Here is a 17753-nt window from a genome sequence, read left to right as displayed (position 1 = left end):
TAGATGGGGGCAAAGAATGGAAAGCAATATATCGAGCGGCTAAAAAAGGCGAGCAATAATATTTATTTGCACGGCGAAAGAGTGCAAGACGTAACAGCACATCCTGGTTTAAAAGGTGTCGTGAAATCAATGGCAGATCTATATGATTTGCAGTTTGAGAAACCGGCAAAAATGCTTTACACATCACCGACAACAGGTGAACAAGTAGGAATGACTTGGTTGCAACCAAAAACGATTGAAGATGTAATAAAAAGACGAGAAGCCATTCAAGAGTGGGCCCTTACATCAGGTGGTATGATGGGCCGCTCACCCGATTACTTGAATGCAGAAGTGATGGCTATGGGTGTATCAAATGAATTATTTGCTGAAGCAGATCCGATGTTCGCAGAAAACGCACGTAAGTATTACGAATTTGCTAGGGAAAATGATATTAGTTTGACACATACATTGATTCATCCACAAGTGAACAGGGCTAAGGCACAACATGAACAGAAGGATGCCAATGTCGCTCTCCATTTAGTGAAGAAAACAGATGAAGGGATATATGTGGATGGTATCCGTTTATTAGCAACGCAAGGCGGTATCACTGATGAAATTCTTGTATTTCCATCGACTGTGAAAAAAGCAGGTGAATTGGATGATCCGTATTCTTTAGCGTTCGCCATTCCGAATAATACCCCAGGATTGAAGTTTATTAGTAGGGAATCATTCGATTATGGGAGGAATGGTTATGACCATCCACTTAGCTCCCGTTTTGAAGAAGGAGATGCGATTGTTTCATTTGAAAATGTATTTGTTCCGTGGGAGCGTGTATTTGTGTGCGGGAATTCATCAATTTGTAACCGCACCTTCCGCGAAACAAATGCGGTCGTGCATATGTCGCACCAAGTCGTTTCAAAAAATATCATTAAAACAGAATTTTTACTTGGAGTAGCTTTGTCGATGATGGATGCCATTGGTATTGATAGTTTCCAACATGTGAAAGACAAAGGAACAGAAATCATGTTGGCACTTGAAACGATGAAATCTCATATGTACCGTGCTGAACATAATGCAAAGCTCGATAAGTGGGGGACCATGACACCTGATTACGAGGCACTCGATGCTGCACGTAACTGGTACCCAAGAGTTTATCCTCGTCTCATAGAAATTCTGCGTGTACTAGGTGCATCAGGATTAATGGGAATTCCAACACAAGCTGATTTTCAAAATGAAGAAATTGGTAATATTATTCACCGTGGATTACAAGGGAAGAATCTAGAAGGTTACGAGAGAGTTCAACTATTTAGGTTGGCTTGGGATATCACGATGAGTGCATTTGGCAGTAGGCAAATGCATTATGAATACTACTTCTTCGGCGATCCTATCCGTATGGGGATGACCTACTTTGATCATTATCAAGCGAAGGATGAGCTAAAGGCCAGAGTACAAGACTTTTTAGGCAAAGCGTCCAATTCAAAGTTTTTAAACGTTTAAGGGGGAGCGCGTGATGAGTGTAGATTTTGATATTATTCGCACGGCTAGAGCGATTTTACATGTGACCGATTTAGAACGATCTCGTGATTTTTATATCAAAGGACTTGGTTTAGTAGAAACCGAATCGGATGAAAATACGATTTATTTAAGAGGCTTAGAGGAACATGTTCATCATAGTCTAGTGTTGAAGAAAGCAGACGCACCACATGTTGAAGTCACAAGCTATAAAGTAAGGTCAGATGCCGATTTAGATGCATTGGCAGCTATGTTTGAAAAGCACGGTATGAAGACAAAGTGGTTAGAAGAGGGGAGCCAGCATGCCATTGGCAGGGCTTTACGGGTACAGGATGTCTCAGGAATCCCGTTAGAATTTTTTGCGAAAATGGATACAGTTGAGCGCCTATTACAACGCTACGATTTATATCAAGGCGCAAAGGCCCAACGGATTGACCATTTCAATAATATGGTCTCTGATGTGGAAGCCGCTTATGATTTTTATACAAAAGAACTCGGTTTCTCTTGTTCAGAATACACGGCAACTGAAGAGGATAAAATCTGGGCAGCCTGGATTCATCGAAAACCATCCGTCCATGATGTCGCCTTTATGAATGGGGAAGGCCCTCGTGTACATCACGTCGCCTATTGGCTCAGCGATCCGATGAGTTTAATTCATGGTTGTGATGTGCTAGCAGCACTAGGTTATGCAGAAAATATTGAACGTGGCCCAGCAAGACACGGCTTATCCAATGCCTTTTTCCTTTATTTAAGAGACCCAGATGGCCACCGTATCGAGCTATACAATGGCGATTATTTAACGAGCGACCCCGACTTCAAACCAATCCGTTGGGAGCTCAACGACAAGCGCCGCCAAACATTCTGGGGTGCAGCGGCACCGGACTGTTGGTTTAATGAAGCATCAACCGTTTTAGATGTACACACTGGCAAACCGCTTGAAACTGTGGCAGGGAAATTGAAGCAGGCTAAACCGATATTTATTGTGTAATGGGAGTGAGTGAGTCTTCATTGGAAGCACTCCCTCTATTTCTAGTAAGAAAGCTAATTTTTTTGAAAATAGAATGACTGCGAGTCGTTTCATCTAAAAAAGGAATAGTCGCGACTGATCTGGATGGGAAAGAAAAGAAAAGTAGAGGAAAAGAGAGAGTCGCGACTAATCTCGTTGGGAAGGAAAAGATAAGTAGGGTAAAGGGAAGAATCGCGACTAATCTAGTTGTGAAGGAAAAGATAAGTAGGGAAAAAGAAAGAATCGCGACTAATCTCGTTGTGAAAGAAAAGATAAGAGGGGCAAAGGGAAGAATCGCGACTAATCTCGTTGTGAAAGAAAAGATAAGTAGGGTAAAAGGAAGAATCGCGACTAATCTGGCTGTGAAAGAAAAGATAAGTAGGGCAAAGGGAAGAATCGCGACTGATCTCGTTGTGAAAGAAAAGATAAGCCGGGAAAAAAGGTAAAGCCACGACTTTTCCTCCTTCCGGTCATTTGTTTATGGCTTTGCCCCAAATCGTCAAAAAAGTGTTTAGTCTCTTGTATAATCAAGGAATTTCATGACCTGAGGTACGGTTAAAAATAGCTATTTATGAGTTCGTAATAGGTTGCTCGGCCATTTCCGAGTCTTTTAGCGTTTTTCTGCAATATTCTATGAATAATGGCAGTGCTTACTTGCTTCCCAATCCACTCGTACATATCTAATGTTTTAATTTTCCTCTCAGGAAATAGGATTGAATAGTCTTTAATATTGTTTAAGATGATGTCATTTACAAATCCCGAATGGGAGCATTTCTTGCATTTAAACCTTTTTTTACTCAATCGCTCCATCCTCCCACAACACTTACTACAAAACACGCCCTTCGCTAATTCTTCATAATGATATTCTGGTTTAACAAGCATGTTTAGTTTGTTTTTGTGGTTGTTTAATAATGTCTCGATGATTTTAGTGTGAAGTAATGTTGGAGAGATAGTTTGTTTTTTTAATGAGTCAAGGTATTGAGGAATTTGTCCAGGAAAAATGATACTTTCATTTGGTTTTGCACCATATAAAATAAATTTGGGATTAACGAATATGAGGTGGTATTCAAAGGGAATGGGGAGCTGGTACCTCTTAAGAAACTGGTGAATGAGTGGTTCATTTCGTTTGATTTGGATGAGTGGACTTTTCATTTCTTTTTTTGAAGGACTAAGCCATTGGTCACCAACCAGTGTATAATTTCCACTGAAATTTTTAATTTCGAAAATTACTATTTTATTCTGCAGAATACAAAGAGCATCCAATTGAATAATGGATTGGTTAATCTCTAAATTGAGATCATAAAGAATGGGAATGTCATCTGGCAGTTCGCTTAAGAGGGTTGTCCAACGTATTTCACCATCTGCTCCTTTTTTCATTGCTTGTAGGTGATGAAGGTGGTCTGACGATAATTCCTTTCGAGCATGGAGTGCAAGAAGAAAACGGAGTTGTTGAGGAGGGTATAGAGGTTTCATAATGGGCAATCAAAATCATCCTTTCCTACTTTTTCTTATATTATAAAGGAGAAAGTTCGCCATGTTAACTATTACATTAGAGCATGTGAAAGATTCTTAAGTGTGTTACATAATTAAAGTTTTGTAACCAAATAGAGTTTGGACAAACTTTTTGGGAAAATAAAGCGTATATCCCTTTTCTCTCGTTCATACCATGTACTACAGCCTAGTGCTGACGAGCATGTTAGGGGGGTAGGGAATGAATCGATTAGCACACCGTTTTTCAAAAATGGTTGAGAGATTTTTACCGGATGCCTTTGTCATTGCTGTTATCCTGATGTTACTCATGATGGGTCTTGCTTTAATCATGAATCCAAGTGAGCCATTGGTGATTGTGGAGTCTTTCGGTGATGGCTTTTGGACTTATTTAACCTTTACTATGCAAATGGTTTTATTATTAATGACGGGAATGGCATTAGCTAAAGTCCCTTTTATCCAACGTTTTCTCAGCCGTGTAGCATCATTAGCCAAAAGTGCAAATCAAGCTTATATTCTCACCTTTCTCGTATCCTCATTTGCCTATTATATTAACTGGGGATTGGCGGTCATTGTCGGTGCAATCATCGCCCGAGAGGTTGGTAAAAGAAATCAGCAGGCGCATTTTCCATTACTGGTATCAGCTGCATATGCACCCACGGTATTGTACACAGCTGGTTTATCGAGTTCAATTGGATTATCAGTGGCAACAGAAGGTCATTTTCTTCAAAGTGTTATTGGTGTCATTCCAACTTCCGAGACAATATTTCATCCAGGTACAATGACGATTCTTATTGCCTTAGTGATAACGATGCCACTATTCATCATATTAATGGCACCAAAAAAAGACATTATTCCTTTTGTAGAAAAAGAAAAAAAGGTCACTTCTCGACAAAAGGAACAGAAAATAGATAGTCCGGCTATGAAGTTAGAGCGATCGAAGGTTTGGGGAACGGTAACAGGTTTGATTGGACTCATTTATTTACTGGTTTCATTTTGGAATGGTAAAGATTTAGATTTAAATATTATTAATCTTGCGTTTCTATCTTTAGGTTTATTATTTCATCAGTCGCTTACTCAATATGCAGAAGCGTTTAAGGACGCAGCCTCATCGATATCACCGATTATTTTGCAATTTCCGTTCTATGCTGGCATTATTGCGGTACTCGGTAGTTCAGGGATAGCCGAGTCTATTATCAATTGGATAACCAATGTGGCCACATCAGATACTTTTGGTGTTTTTACTTATTGGACTGCAGGCGTGGTGAACCTACTCGCCCCGTCTGGTGGAGGACAATGGGCATTACAAGGTCCATTACAAGTAGCGGCAGGAGCACAACTAGGAGTAAATCATGCCATCACTGCAATGGCTGTCGGTTGGGGAGATGGTTGGACGAATCTCATTCAACCCTTTTGGGCTCTACCTATATTAAGTGTTGTTGGTCTGCATATTCGCCATATAATGGGTTATTGTATTTTGTTGAGTGTTTGGGTGGGCGTGATTACTACTATTCTTATCTATTTTGTCTACTAGAGAATCCCCTATAAGAAAAGCCGACCGAAAATGGCCGGCTTTTCATTTATATTCCCACTGTTACCTTCGGCTGAGCAACCCAATGCCCAGGCGTTACTTCCACAAGTTCAGCATTATCGAGTTGATATTCCTCACGTCGCTCTTCTTGTGCGGACAAAGTTTCGCGTTTTTTCTGCCGTTCAATCGCTGGGTCAGGGATTGGGATGGCAGCGAGTAGCGATTTTGTATATGGGTGCTGCGGGTTAGCATAGAGTTCTTCACTTTCTGCGAGTTCGACGATTTTTCCCCCGAACATGACGGCTACACGGTCACTAATATGTTTAACCATGGAGAGGTCGTGGGCAATAAATAGGTAAGTCAATCCAAGCTTTTGCTGTAAGTCTTCAAGTAATTTAACGACTTGTGCTTGGATGGATACGTCTAGTGCAGAGAGTGGTTCATCACAGACGATGAATTTTGGTTCGACGGCGAGTGCGCGGGCAATCCCGATTCGCTGTCTTTGTCCCCCTGAAAATTCATGGGGATAACGCATTGCATGCTCCTTTTCTAAACCTACCATTTCTAGTAATTCTTCTACGCGTTTCCGGCGTTCTTGCTTATTTTTTACAAGTTTATGAATATCTAGTGCTTGCCCGATAATATCAATTATTTTAAAGCGCGGGTTTAACGAAGCATAAGGATCTTGAAAAATCATTTGCATATGTCTGCGCATCATCTTCATTTCCTTTGCTGTTAGTTGATTCACAGGAATACCCTGGTACAACACTTCACCAGCAGTTGGTTCATTTAATCTTAAAATCGCACGCCCGGTGGTGGACTTTCCTGAACCAGACTCTCCGACAAGACCAAGTGTTTCACCAGGTTTAATATAGAAGCTAATATCATCAACAGCCTTCAACACTTGGCCTTTGCCTAAATCGAAGTGTTGTTTCAATGCTTTTACTTCGAGAAGGGGTTCTTTTGCATTGATCTCTTCACTAATACGCGGTGCTGGTTTTGCTTTCTTTTTCTCATGAAGCTTTGGTAAAGCATTGAGTAATCGTAATGTATAAGGGTGAGTGGCTTGCTCAAAAATTTCTTCTGTGGTGCCTTTTTCAACGATTTCCCCGTCTTTCATTACGACAACACGGTCACACATGCCCGCAACAACGCCAAGGTCATGGGTGATTAAAATAATCGCAGTGCCAAATTTTTCTTGCATATGCTTCATTAGGTTCAGTATTTGCGCTTGTATCGTTACATCAAGTGCTGTTGTTGGTTCGTCAGCGATGAGTAGCTTAGGACGACAAGCAAGAGCGATAGCAATCATTGCCCGTTGCCGCATCCCGCCAGAAAACTCATGTGGGTATTGGGCAAAACGAACTTCTGGCTTTGGAATCCCTACTAATCTTAAAAGCTCAATGGCTTCAGCCTTTGCTTGTGTTTTACCTAGTCCTTTTGTATGTTTTAGCATCGTTTCAGTTAATTGTTGACCAATACGCATCGTCGGATTCAACGAGGTCATTGGATCTTGGAAGATCATGCTAATATCTTTCCCTCTAATTGCTTCCATTTCTTGATCACTTGCATTGACCAAATCTTTACCGAGAAACATAATCTCGCCGTCTTTTAAAAGGGAAGGAGGAGACGGGAGCAGTCTCATAATCGAGCGGGCAGTGACACTCTTGCCACTGCCTGATTCACCGACAATGCCTAATGTTTCTCCTTTATTGACAGTAAAGCTGACACCTTTGACAGCTTCAAATTCCTTCTCTCGAGACATAAAGGATACTTGTAAATTTTCTATTTTTAATAACGGTTCCACATTCTCCACCTACCAAACTTTGATGTTTACTCTCGAACAATATTGACAGTCATATTATACTAGAATTAAAATATAGTATACAACTAGGAATTATCGGGACTAAAGGGGGTGAACGGATGAATGAATACAGTCAATAATGCGCCACAGAGACATTCATCTAGCGTTCCTAATGTGCTTTCGACACTCAGTCAAACCTTTGGGAAAATGAACCAATACCCATTTTTAAAATGGGTGATGTTGATTATAGGATTACCAGTTTATGTGATTAGCTTCATTATTTACCTAATAAAGAGAAAAGATGACGCTTATCAGCGGTTATGGCGTGAGCTCCATCAAGCATGCACAGAAGCCGGTTTAAAGGAAAAATTAATTACGAAGCATATAGAACAGCAATGGCGAAAGCAAACGTTCTTTCAGCAAAAGATAGATGAGTTGAAAATGAAACAAGTGGCTGAAAAGAGAGCAGAAGATGAGTTTCTTCAGGTAGTAGAGGATAAAGTTCAGGAGGAATTAGCGCAGCGAGGAGATGATCAATTAACTTTTGCAAGTATCATGCGATCATTATTAGAACATCCAGTATTTGTTGTTCTAACGTTCATACCGGGATTATTGTTCTATATCCTCCTTTTCTTGTATATGAATCCGTATATCAAGTATATTTTTGAAAGGCTTGTTTCCACCCTATTTGTTATTGTTGGGGTCGCTTTTTTTGTGTTTACGATTTTGTATATTTCACCGTTTGATCCAGCTGCCAATATTTTGGGAGTAACGGCTACAAAGGAACAGATCGCGACATTTAACCAAATTTACGGGTTAGATCAACCGTATTGGATTCAATTATGGCAAGCAATTCAAGGTATTTTCACATTTGATTTAGGTGCTTCTTTTGCCGGAAATGAAAATGTTGTGGATGCCATCGCTAGAAAAATTCCAATTACATTATTACTAACGTTTATTGCCTTAATTTTAGCGATTGTTATTGCCATTCCTATTGGAATCATTTCCGCTACAAGGTCAAATACTTTTTTAGATTATACGCTTATGTTCGTAGCTTTAATTGGGTTATCGATTCCGAATTTTTGGCAAGGTTTAATCTTTATTTTAACATTTTCGATTGAGTTACAGTGGCTGCCGGCTACTTTTACACCAGGTAATTTGCTTTCGATTATCATGCCAGCGGTTGTCCTGGGAACCGGTTTAATGGCTTCCATTGCTCGGATGACTCGCTCATCTACGCTAGAAGTCATCCATGAAGATTATATTATTACAGCAAGAGCAAAAGGTCTTAATGAACGCCGAATACTTTGGCGCCATGCTTTTGGAAATGCTTTGATACCAATTATTACTGTAATTGGTTTAATGTTTGGCGGTATGCTCGGTGGAGCTGCTGTTACAGAAAAAGTTTTTAATATTAGTGGAATTGGAAGTTATATTGTTGATAAACAATTTATCCCTGATATTCCCGCTATTATGGGCGGTGTTGTATACATTGCCATTACAATCTCATTAGTGAACTTATTGATTGATATTTTATATGCATTTATCGATCCAAGAATTCGTTCAAAAATGAAACAATATTAAAAGTAGGTGCAGCATGTCTACTCATAAAGATAGCTTGTTAAAAAAATTCGCCTTAAAGGCGACATCTGAATATGCGCAGGCCAACTTTGCCCTTGTTGTCTCTATTGCCTTAACGCTGATCTTTTTGCTTGCAGGTATTGATTTTTCAACAGGGGCAATCAAGCCAGTTTTCTTTTCATTATTTATTGCTTATGCCGTTTTCTCTATCATTCAAGCTTTTATTGCTTATCAAGTGAAGCGGGATTTGAAAAGGGATGGCGTTATACGCTCGTCGACAAGAATGTGGGGTTATATCCAACTATTAAGTGTATTGGTCGGTAATATTTTCACAACCGCTTTTGCATTTGGTCTTATTAAAAAGAAAAAAACCCCACAATACTTATTTACTATGTTTATGTTGATGACGCAATTCTACGTGATTGCGGTATCTTCATTAAACTTGTTTAAACCTTACGTAGCGAATACATTCCTCATGGGTATGTTTTTGTTACTGGCCATTTTCGTTTTTCAGTTGGTTGTACTCCTTTTAGTAATAAAAGATAACGGACAATTATCGAAATGGAAGTTGTATGTAGGAATCCTATTAATACTTACTTCTTTAACCGGTAATTTATTTGCCCTTGCCTTAGGTTTATTTATGCTATTGGAAGTGCTCAGCAAAACGCCATCTACTGTTGCTAAATGGTATGCGATGTGGGAGAAAATTGCGAGTAATATGACAGCGATGCTAGGATTATTTTTCATTCTGTTTATTTTTTCTTTATCGATTTGCAGTTATTGGACCTTCGATTATGGTATGGCTGTTGATAATAATTATGGTGCTACATTACAAATGCCAAGTCTTGCCTATCCTTTAGGTACAGATAATTTTGGTCGCGATGTGTTCTCACGCATTGTCTTTGGGGCCAGAATCTCTCTGATTGTAGGGGTTTTATCGACCTTCATTCCGTTTGTGGTTGGTGGGATTCTAGGTGCTATTTCTGGTTATTATGGGAAACGCACGGATAATATTTTAATGCGATTATTAGATGTATTATATGCTATTCCAGGTATTTTACTTGCGATCGTCATCATCGCAGCTTTCGGGGCAAGCACAACGACACTAGTGATTGCCTTAAGTGTTGGTTCAATTCCAACGTATGCAAGAACGATGCGAGCAAATGTGCTGATGATTTCCAATATGGAATATGTTATGTCGGCTCGTGCGCTCGGAGCAAGTAATCTATCGATTATTTTTAAACAAATTGTCCCAAATAGTATGGCACCAATGATTGTAAAGGCAACGTTAACAATTGGAGGAGCAGTAATTGCTACAAGTAGTTTAAGTTACTTAGGATTAGGAATTGAGCCGCATATACCGGAGTGGGGTAATATCTTAAAAGTAGGTAGTGCTTATCTAGAATCACATTCCTACTTAGCGATTTATCCTGGTATTGCTATTATTGCATTAGTTTTATCGTTTAACTTTCTTGGGGACGGGTTGCGTGATGCGCTTGACCCTAAGCTTGATTAATAAATAAAAGACTTTCAGGGGGGAAAGCAGATGAAAAAGGCGGTACTATCATTCTTGTTAATATTTACATTGATTCTAACAGGATGTGTGAATACAAAATCTGATGTTGAGAATGAAGGTTCAGGTAGTGGTGATGGCTCTAAGCCAACAATAGAGATTCTGGGCATGAGCAGTAGTGAAGAGGACATGAACATTGTTCGTGACCAATTAACGAAAAACGGTTTTGATGTAAAATTAAACATCCAACCTGACTATGGTAGCTTTAAAGCACAACAAGATGCAGGAAACTATGATGTTGCTTTATCAAGTTGGACGACTGTAACAGGAAACCCAGATTACGCTGTGCGTTCATTGTTTATTAGCGGTGGAGATTACAGCATTATGGCTGATAAAGAGATTGATGAGTTAATAGATAAAGCAAGTACTGAAACACCAGAAGAATACGCAAAAACATATAAGGAATTCGAGGAAAAACTTGTATTTGATAAAGCTTATATTGCACCATTATATAGCTCTTACAAAACACAAGCATTGAATAAAGATGTGTTAGTACCAGATTCTGTTCGCCTTTCTAAATCGCGCTCTTTAGCATGGGAAACGATTGATTTCCAAGATGAAGCGAAGAGAGAATCAGATTCACTCGTATTATCGCAAACACTTTCAACACTGACTTCCCTTGACCCAATTAAAGGGAACGATGGTTCTATTAATATGTTGAATTCGAATATGTATATTCGCCTTGTAAACTTAACAGATGATGATGTTGTGACGGCTGATGGTTCCCTATCTCGTAATTTTAGTATTGCAGATGGCAATTCTGAGTATTATTTCTTATTAAGAGATGACGTTAATTTTGCCAAAGTTACTGATAAAAAAGCAGAAGAAACAGATGACCTTGTTGGTGCAGAGGATGTTGTCTTCTCACTAGAACGTGCGAAGGATAAAAATTCTGTACCAGATCACCGCACATATAGCTTACATGAGCATATTGAGACAGCTGAAGTTGTGACAGATGTTTCAGAATTAGAGAAAGTACAAACTTCAGGTGGCGAGGGAACGGTTAAAGAAGCACTTGAAGAAGGATTAGATACAAAGATTGCCGAGTTAGTTGCTGAAGATGATGCAGCAGATAACGCAGCAGGTAAATACCAAGTGGTGAAAGTAACAACTACAGAACCATTCCCACAAGTATTAAACTACCTTGCGCACCAATCTGCAGGTATTGTATCAAAAGAACAAGTCGAATCAATCAACACGTATAAAGTGGAAGACTTTGATGTGAACAAGGACATCGCTTATGGTGACCAAAACACAGTAACTGAAGGCGATAGCTATGACAATACGTTATATGCAAGTGGCCCATACATCTTATCTCATAAAAATGATTATGAAGCTGTATTCTACAAAAACCCAGGTTATATGACGGAAACTGAAAATGAACCAAATATTAATCAAGTAAATGTTCGTTTCATTGCCGATATTGATAGCTCACTTTCTGCCTTACGTAACGGAGAAACACATATCCAATACAGCGTACCAGAAAATAAATATGAGACAGTAGAAGGCGATAGCAAACTACAATTACAAAGCATTCCAAGTAATGCTGTATCATACCTTCTATTCAATACAGAAGGTCGTGCCGTTTCTGAAAGTGCCGATCTAAGAAGAGCCGTACTTTACTCTATCAACCAAGAGGAAATCATTGACTACTACCAAGGTAATAAAATCAAAGCCTCATCTACAGTAAGTCCACTAGTAGATACTGGCAATGAGCTAAAAGCCGATGCTGATAAAGTGAAGGAATTCTTAGGTAAGTATCAAGCTGAATAATGGATAGAAATGAAAGATACCCCTCACAGGAATTTGTGGGGGGTTTTTTTGTATGGAGCTATCGTTCTAGATGTGTGATGGGGTCAGTAAAAGGAGGAGAACAAATTTCAGTGTGACATATCGCGCTAGCAAGAGTAATCATTGCTTTCGATATAAAATACTGATTGGTTACTTGATAATAAAGTAATTTAATATTGAAGCAACAAATTCGTATTCCAACGTTCACAAATGCATGAACCCTGTGGTAACTAATTATTTTTTTCGTTTGTCAACTTCAATCGCAATGAACAGTGGCAAATAGCTGGGAGTACAACCTTTTGCTACCTTTTCATCTTTGTAAAGACCCGTTTTCTCACCAAGGTTCATACAACGTGTACGATTCTTTTCATCATAAACGCCTATCCAGCCTGCGGTGAAATTCATAGCCCATTGAACTTCCGGTTCCTCCTGCATAATATTAGCTTCTAATGCAGATAGCAAGTCTGCGGTGTTATCAGGCGGTGTTTGTCCAGTCCATCTCAATCGCCCTTGATAATACCAGAAAGCTCGCCTTTGAAGAGCAAAAGGACTATTTTTCCATGACTCCATCAATGCAATTTTCTTCTTGTCTTTGGTGAGCTGATTAGCCATTAACCAATCCATTAAGTTATTTCGCTCATCAAAAGTGTGAGTCTGCATATCCTTATCAAGCTTATTTAGCACATCTTGAGAAAGAAGTTTTTTGTCCATAATTAAGATTGCTAATAGTCTAGGCAAAAACTCTTCGGTTGACCAAAGTTCCATAGCTAGTTCGTGATCTTTTTTAATATCCTTCGCGATCTTTCGTAAGTCGCCTAGCTTCGTTTTACTATTGATCTGAAGTAGAATGTGTTCTGCTTTTGAAGAGCGCTTTATTTCTGTATCTTTGTTTTTATCCATTTTATCCAACTCCTTTTTAAAAGCACTGTTTCACAATATGTCCTTGATGGTCTATATAATTTTAATCCGTGGTGGTGTGCCCCCAAAGTTCACTGTTTTTTATATGTTAGCATATATCGTATTAATGCATTAGGTGTATATGTAGTACGTTTCGTACACATTACAAAATTGTCCTTTCCCATATAATTTCTTTATATTATTATTCAACATCAATAATCATGTACCTTCTCAATTAACCGTCCCTTTAGATAAACAAAAATATCTATTCCATTGATTCTTGTAACCAAAAGTTAATTTTAAGTTTATATTCCTTAAGTATGATTACATTCGAATACTTTAAGGAGGTTTGATTGTGAACAAACTGCTATATCCTATTACAAATTGGGTTTCAACTAAGCGAGGAATGTGGATAACGATTATTGCTTGGTTAGTACTAATGGTTGGATTAAGTGCTGGACCAAATCTTGGTGATTTTAAAGTAACAAATTTCCAGTCTCTGCCTGATGAAGCGAAATCCATCATCGCTGAAAAAAAAGTAGAAGACATTTTCCCAAATGAGCAAGGAACACCAGGAATACTTGTATTTCATAATGAAAATGGAGACATAAATATCGACGAATCTAAACAGATTTTAGATGGCATACTAGCTGAAGAAATTAATGGGGTCGAATCAATTCTCAATATTAACCAACTCCAGCCACAAGCGTTGAATACCTTTATCTCTGAAGATGGTTCAACTTTAATTGTTCCAATGGAGCTAGAACAAGGGCTTGGTAATGACGAATATTCGCAAATCAATGAACAAGCTTCTGAAATTGGTAATCATATTGCTAAAAATCTTGAAAGCACTTCCTTTTACATCACAGGCCCGGCAGGAATTGCGGGAGATACGGTTAAATTGTTCGAACAAGCTGATTTTGTCTTACTTATTGCTACAATTGTCATTATTTTAATATTGCTTATTGTCATCTATCGCTCACCATTACTTGCCTTTATTCCTTTACTCGCTACAATTATTGTTTACCAGGTAGTAAATCAAAGTGTGGCCTTAATGGGTGCAGCGGGCCTTGAGATTAATAACTCAACGACTTCAATTATGAGCATCTTGTTGTTTGCAGCTGTCATTGATTATTCATTATTTGTTTTCTCTCGTTACCGTGAGGAACTTAACAAATATGAAAGTAAGTACGAGGCGATGAAATATGCGATGCATGCAACTGGAGAACCTGTATTCTTTGCAGGTGGAACAGTTTTAGCTGCGATGCTCATTTTATTCTTCGCTGATTTTCGTGATTATCAAAACTTTGCTCCTATTTTCGGGATAGCAATGTTCATTATTATGCTGGCATCAATTACGTTAGTTCCAGCTTTATTTACGTTGTTTGGCCGTAGAGCATTCTGGCCAAAGGTGCCGAAATTCAAGATGGAAAAAGAAGTGAAACATGGTATTTGGGGCCCAATTGCAAAATTTGTTGTTAATAAACCCGTCTTATCCGGTGTATTCGTTGCCTTATTTATGATGATCACTGCTTTGAATGTCATAAATCTTAATTATGAATTTGACACAGTGAAAAACTTCCCAGAAGACCTTCCTTCGAGAGTAGGATATGAAATTGTTGAAACAAAATATGACAAAGGAGAGCTGGCTCCTTCCATATTTCTGATTGATAGTGATGAAGCTCTGACACAAGAAGAGCAAACGGCAATTATTGAAGAACTGTATACCTTTGACGAAGTTGCAGCTGTCCGATTGACTGCAATAAATGATGATACAAGCGCCATAAAATTGAATGTAGCTTTGTCTATCAGTCCCTATTCTACAGAAGCCATTGACTTTATTCAGGAATTACAGGATCAAACACCTGAGATTCTTAAGGACCTTTCAGTGGATGGAGAAGCCTATATTAGTGGAGTTACTGCCAAGTTAGTAGATGAGCGAGCAATTAATAACAATGATCTTATTAAGATTGTTATTTTAGAAACTTTACTAATATTAGCGTTATTATTCGTTCTTACACGTTCCATTAAGATGCCAATTTATATGATGGCAACAATCTTACTTTCCTACGTCTCAGCTTTAGGCCTCGGGATATTTCTCATAGATACCCTGTTTGGCTATGAGGCCTTAAGTACTCGTGTCCCAATTTATGCTTTTATCTTCCTCGTAGCATTAGGAATAGATTATAACATCATTCTTGTTTCACGTTTTATTGAAGAAAGGAAAACACATCGAGTAAAAAAGGCACTTGAAATCTCAATACGAAATACAGGAGGAGTCATTTCATCCGCCGGTATTATTTTGGCCGCTACTTTTTCTGCTTTAACAACTATGCCCATTGCGGATCTGTTTGTTTTTGGATTCATAGTAGCAATTGGGATTCTGATAGATACATTCCTTGTTCGCGGAATGCTACTACCAGCTTTAATGCTGTTATTTGAGAAAGAAAAAAATCCTTCTCACAATGATCAGTAGACTACAAAGAGATTCTTCTTTGTATAATAACTTTAAGGAGGGTCTCTTTATGAAAATACTTGTTGTAGATGATGATATCTACATTCAACAACTAGTTTCTATACACTTAAGCCGAGAGGGCTATCATGTATATCGGGCTAATCACGCTGAAGAAGCACTATCTTTTTTAGAAGATTCGATAGTTGATTTAGCTATTGTTGACGTCATGATGCCAGGGATGAATGGATTTGAATTGACCAAGCTGTTATCAGAAGACTTTCTTATCCCAGTCATCCTACTAACTGCGAAGGATCAACTGGATGATAAGGAAAAAGGCTTCCTATCCGGTTCGGAAGATTATATTGTTAAGCCATTCGAAGTGAAAGAATTATTGTTCCGTGTTGCTGTCATATTACGGCGTACGCAACGGGCTATGGAAACTGTGATTAAAGTGGGGAATTTAATGATGGATCGTCGAAGCTTCGAGGTAATGATTAATCAACAAACCATTCTTCTACCGTTAAAGGAGTTTGAACTACTCAGTCTCCTTGCTTCACGTGTAAATAAAATTACACCTCGTGCTGCTCTAATCGAGCAAGCGTGGGGATTGGAATATGAAGGCAGCGAACAAACACTTAATACCCATATCAATCGCATCCGAGAACGATTAAAAAGAAATCAATCATTGGTGGAAATTCAAACGATACGAGGAATTGGCTATAAGCTTAAGGTCATACAATGAAGACGCTTTATAGAAAATTCATCTTTGCCACAATTGTCATTTTAACTATAAGTATCATAATTGGGTTTTTATTAGCCAATTGGGTTTACATGACTTCGACAAAAGATAAAGTTGATCAGCAAAATGTAGAGATTGCAGAAGAAATCGCTTCGGGAATTGAGAAAATGCATTCCTCGAGCACCTCTTTTAAGCCTTATTTAGAATCACTTTCTAACCTGGGATATCAGATTTATGTGCTAAGTGAATCGGGTGAAGAGTACTATTTTGGCCAACCTTTTTCTGACAAGGAACTCCCTGAAGAAGCCTTAAAAGTGCTTAATAATAATGAGATTTATCATGGAATGAATAATTTCTCAAATCAATTTTTCATGATGGGTCATTTTTCAAATGAATTAAAAAATACTGTAGGTGTGCCCTTAACCAAGAATGGACAACAATATGGTCTATTCCTACGCCCCGATAACAAGCTGCTTTTTTCTGATATTCACATGATTCTCATGGGTTTCATTGTTGCTGTTGCTTTTGTAAGTATTAGTGGGATGATTTGGTTTGCTAAATACCTTATACAACCAATAACAAAGTTAACTGAAGCGGTAAAAGAAGTAGCACAAGAGAACTTCCATTACTCTTTAAAAATTAAAAGAAACGACGAGATTGGCCAGTTGATAGACAGCTTCATCAGGATGCAAACACAATTGAAACATAATGATGAAGCCCGAAAAGCCTTCATCAATAATGTATCGCATGATTTCCAATCACCATTGATGAATATTCAGGGATATGCAGAAATTTTGAAAGGGAATAAGTTAACAGAAAGGGAGCGTAACGAATATCTGCAAATTATTAACGACGAATCTAAGCGCCTTTCAAATCTTACTAAGCAACTGTTGCTTTTAACATCGCTTGATCAAAGATCTTATCCTATTAAGCTTTCGAACGTCCGATTAGATAAACAGCTTATACAAACGATACGTAGATATCAATGGAGGTTAGAAGAAAAAGAAATTGATATATCTTATAAGCTTCCCCCTCTTTATTTTAGAGCGGACCCTGAACTGATGATTAATGTTTGGGACAACCTGCTTACAAATGCGATAAAATATAATGTTCATGGGGGGAGTATTTTAATTAACCTTTCTCAAACAGATTCTCTGATTACAATTATTATTAAAGATACAGGTATTGGGATGAATGTTGAAGCTATCAGTCAGGTTTTTGATCGCTTTTATCGTGTTGACTCAGCAAGAAGAAAAGATGGGACAGGACTAGGGCTGGCTATAGTTAAGCAAATTCTCGATTTGCATGAAGGGAAAATTACAGTCGACAGTACGGAGGGCGAAGGAACAGCGTTTACAATTTTACTAAAAACAAAAAAAAATAAGGGAGAATGAAGA

Annotated in this window: 13 protein-coding genes; 10 read left to right on the top strand and 3 right to left on the bottom strand. The window is 38.4% G+C overall.

What is annotated here, in order from left to right:
• Positions 1–3: 3 nt before the first annotated feature.
• From hpaB to U9M49_RS10725, 3 genes are all read left to right on the top strand, one after another.
• On the top strand, positions 4–1476 hold the full coding sequence (gene hpaB, locus U9M49_RS10735; RefSeq protein WP_322909767.1) for a 4-hydroxyphenylacetate 3-monooxygenase, oxygenase component: 1473 nt from the start codon (positions 4–6) through the stop codon (positions 1474–1476).
• Positions 1477–1489: 13 nt separating this feature from the next.
• Positions 1490–2479, top strand: coding sequence for a 3,4-dihydroxyphenylacetate 2,3-dioxygenase (hpaD, locus tag U9M49_RS10730; RefSeq protein ID WP_095371702.1), 990 nt, complete (start codon positions 1490–1492; stop codon positions 2477–2479).
• A gap of 227 nt (positions 2480–2706) precedes the next feature.
• Positions 2707–2943: a hypothetical protein gene (locus U9M49_RS10725; protein WP_322909766.1), complete on the top strand. Its 237-nt coding sequence runs from the start codon at positions 2707–2709 to the stop codon at positions 2941–2943.
• Positions 2944–3052: 109 nt separating this feature from the next.
• On the opposite strand, the gene U9M49_RS10720 is transcribed toward U9M49_RS10725, so the two are convergent.
• The gene (locus tag U9M49_RS10720; RefSeq protein WP_233435370.1) at positions 3053–3970 is read right to left on the bottom strand and encodes a nuclease-related domain-containing protein; all 918 of its coding nucleotides are present in this window, start codon (positions 3968–3970) and stop codon (positions 3053–3055) included.
• A 238-nt stretch (positions 3971–4208) separates the two neighbouring features.
• Between U9M49_RS10720 and U9M49_RS10715 the strand changes: the two genes are divergently transcribed.
• Positions 4209–5519 (top strand): short-chain fatty acid transporter, encoded by a 1311-nt coding sequence (locus tag U9M49_RS10715; RefSeq protein WP_322909765.1) that lies wholly within the window; start codon positions 4209–4211, stop codon positions 5517–5519.
• A gap of 46 nt (positions 5520–5565) precedes the next feature.
• On the opposite strand, the gene U9M49_RS10710 is transcribed toward U9M49_RS10715, so the two are convergent.
• The gene (locus U9M49_RS10710; protein ID WP_322909764.1) at positions 5566–7323 is read right to left on the bottom strand and encodes an ABC transporter ATP-binding protein; all 1758 of its coding nucleotides are present in this window, start codon (positions 7321–7323) and stop codon (positions 5566–5568) included.
• A gap of 120 nt (positions 7324–7443) precedes the next feature.
• On the opposite strand from U9M49_RS10710, the gene U9M49_RS10705 reads away from it, so the two are divergent.
• Genes U9M49_RS10705 through U9M49_RS10695 form a run of 3 tightly spaced genes read left to right on the top strand, consistent with a single transcriptional unit; the run spans position 7444 to position 12247 of the window.
• Positions 7444–8904 (top strand): ABC transporter permease, encoded by a 1461-nt coding sequence (locus U9M49_RS10705; protein ID WP_322909763.1) that lies wholly within the window; start codon positions 7444–7446, stop codon positions 8902–8904.
• Between the two features lie 13 nt (positions 8905–8917).
• Entirely contained in the window at positions 8918–10417 is a 1500-nt protein-coding gene (locus U9M49_RS10700) for an ABC transporter permease (protein ID WP_095371708.1), read from the top strand.
• Between the two features lie 30 nt (positions 10418–10447).
• Positions 10448–12247 carry an ABC transporter substrate-binding protein gene (locus U9M49_RS10695; RefSeq protein ID WP_322909762.1) on the top strand — a complete coding sequence of 600 codons (1800 nt, stop codon included), beginning with the start codon at positions 10448–10450 and terminating at the stop codon, positions 12245–12247.
• Between the two features lie 252 nt (positions 12248–12499).
• Here the strand turns inward: U9M49_RS10695 and U9M49_RS10690 are convergent, their stop codons facing one another.
• Complete coding sequence (locus tag U9M49_RS10690; RefSeq protein WP_322909761.1) at positions 12500–13165, bottom strand: DNA alkylation repair protein; 666 nt, start codon at positions 13163–13165, stop codon at positions 12500–12502.
• A 352-nt stretch (positions 13166–13517) separates the two neighbouring features.
• Here U9M49_RS10690 and U9M49_RS10685 point away from each other — a divergent pair, with 352 nt between their 5' ends.
• The 3 genes from U9M49_RS10685 to U9M49_RS10675 are packed head-to-tail and all read left to right on the top strand — an operon-like array spanning position 13518 to position 17750.
• Positions 13518–15638, top strand: a complete 2121-nt coding sequence (locus tag U9M49_RS10685) for an MMPL family transporter (protein ID WP_322909760.1) — start codon at positions 13518–13520, stop codon at positions 15636–15638.
• 49 nt (positions 15639–15687) lie between these two features.
• Entirely contained in the window at positions 15688–16359 is a 672-nt protein-coding gene (locus U9M49_RS10680) for a response regulator transcription factor (RefSeq protein WP_307316091.1), read from the top strand.
• Positions 16356–17750, top strand: coding sequence for a sensor histidine kinase (locus tag U9M49_RS10675; RefSeq protein ID WP_307316090.1), 1395 nt, complete (start codon positions 16356–16358; stop codon positions 17748–17750). Before U9M49_RS10680 ends, U9M49_RS10675 begins: the two co-directional genes overlap by 4 nt.
• The last annotated feature ends 3 nt before the right edge of the window (positions 17751–17753 follow it).

The sequence above is a fragment of the Cytobacillus sp. OWB-43 genome (assembly GCF_034651445.1).
GTDB lineage: Bacteria > Bacillota > Bacilli > Bacillales > Cytobacillaceae > Cytobacillus > Cytobacillus kochii.
The sequence above is the reverse complement of the archived record's forward strand: the minus strand, read 5'-3'. Positions and strand labels throughout refer to the sequence as shown.

Coding starts and splice junctions, on each gene's coding strand:
- hpaB (WP_322909767.1), top strand. CDS start 4: ATGGGGGCAAAGAATGGAAAGCAATATATCGAGCGGCTAAAAAAGGCG.
- U9M49_RS10715 (WP_322909765.1), top strand. CDS start 4,209: ATGAATCGATTAGCACACCGTTTTTCAAAAATGGTTGAGAGATTTTTA.
- U9M49_RS10680 (WP_307316091.1), top strand. CDS start 15,688: ATGAAAATACTTGTTGTAGATGATGATATCTACATTCAACAACTAGTT.
- U9M49_RS10700 (WP_095371708.1), top strand. CDS start 8,918: ATGTCTACTCATAAAGATAGCTTGTTAAAAAAATTCGCCTTAAAGGCG.
- hpaD (WP_095371702.1), top strand. CDS start 1,490: ATGAGTGTAGATTTTGATATTATTCGCACGGCTAGAGCGATTTTACAT.
- U9M49_RS10705 (WP_322909763.1), top strand. CDS start 7,444: ATGAATACAGTCAATAATGCGCCACAGAGACATTCATCTAGCGTTCCT.
- U9M49_RS10675 (WP_307316090.1), top strand. CDS start 16,356: ATGAAGACGCTTTATAGAAAATTCATCTTTGCCACAATTGTCATTTTA.
- U9M49_RS10695 (WP_322909762.1), top strand. CDS start 10,448: ATGAAAAAGGCGGTACTATCATTCTTGTTAATATTTACATTGATTCTA.
- U9M49_RS10690 (WP_322909761.1), bottom strand. CDS start 13,165: ATGGATAAAAACAAAGATACAGAAATAAAGCGCTCTTCAAAAGCAGAA.
- U9M49_RS10720 (WP_233435370.1), bottom strand. CDS start 3,970: ATGAAACCTCTATACCCTCCTCAACAACTCCGTTTTCTTCTTGCACTC.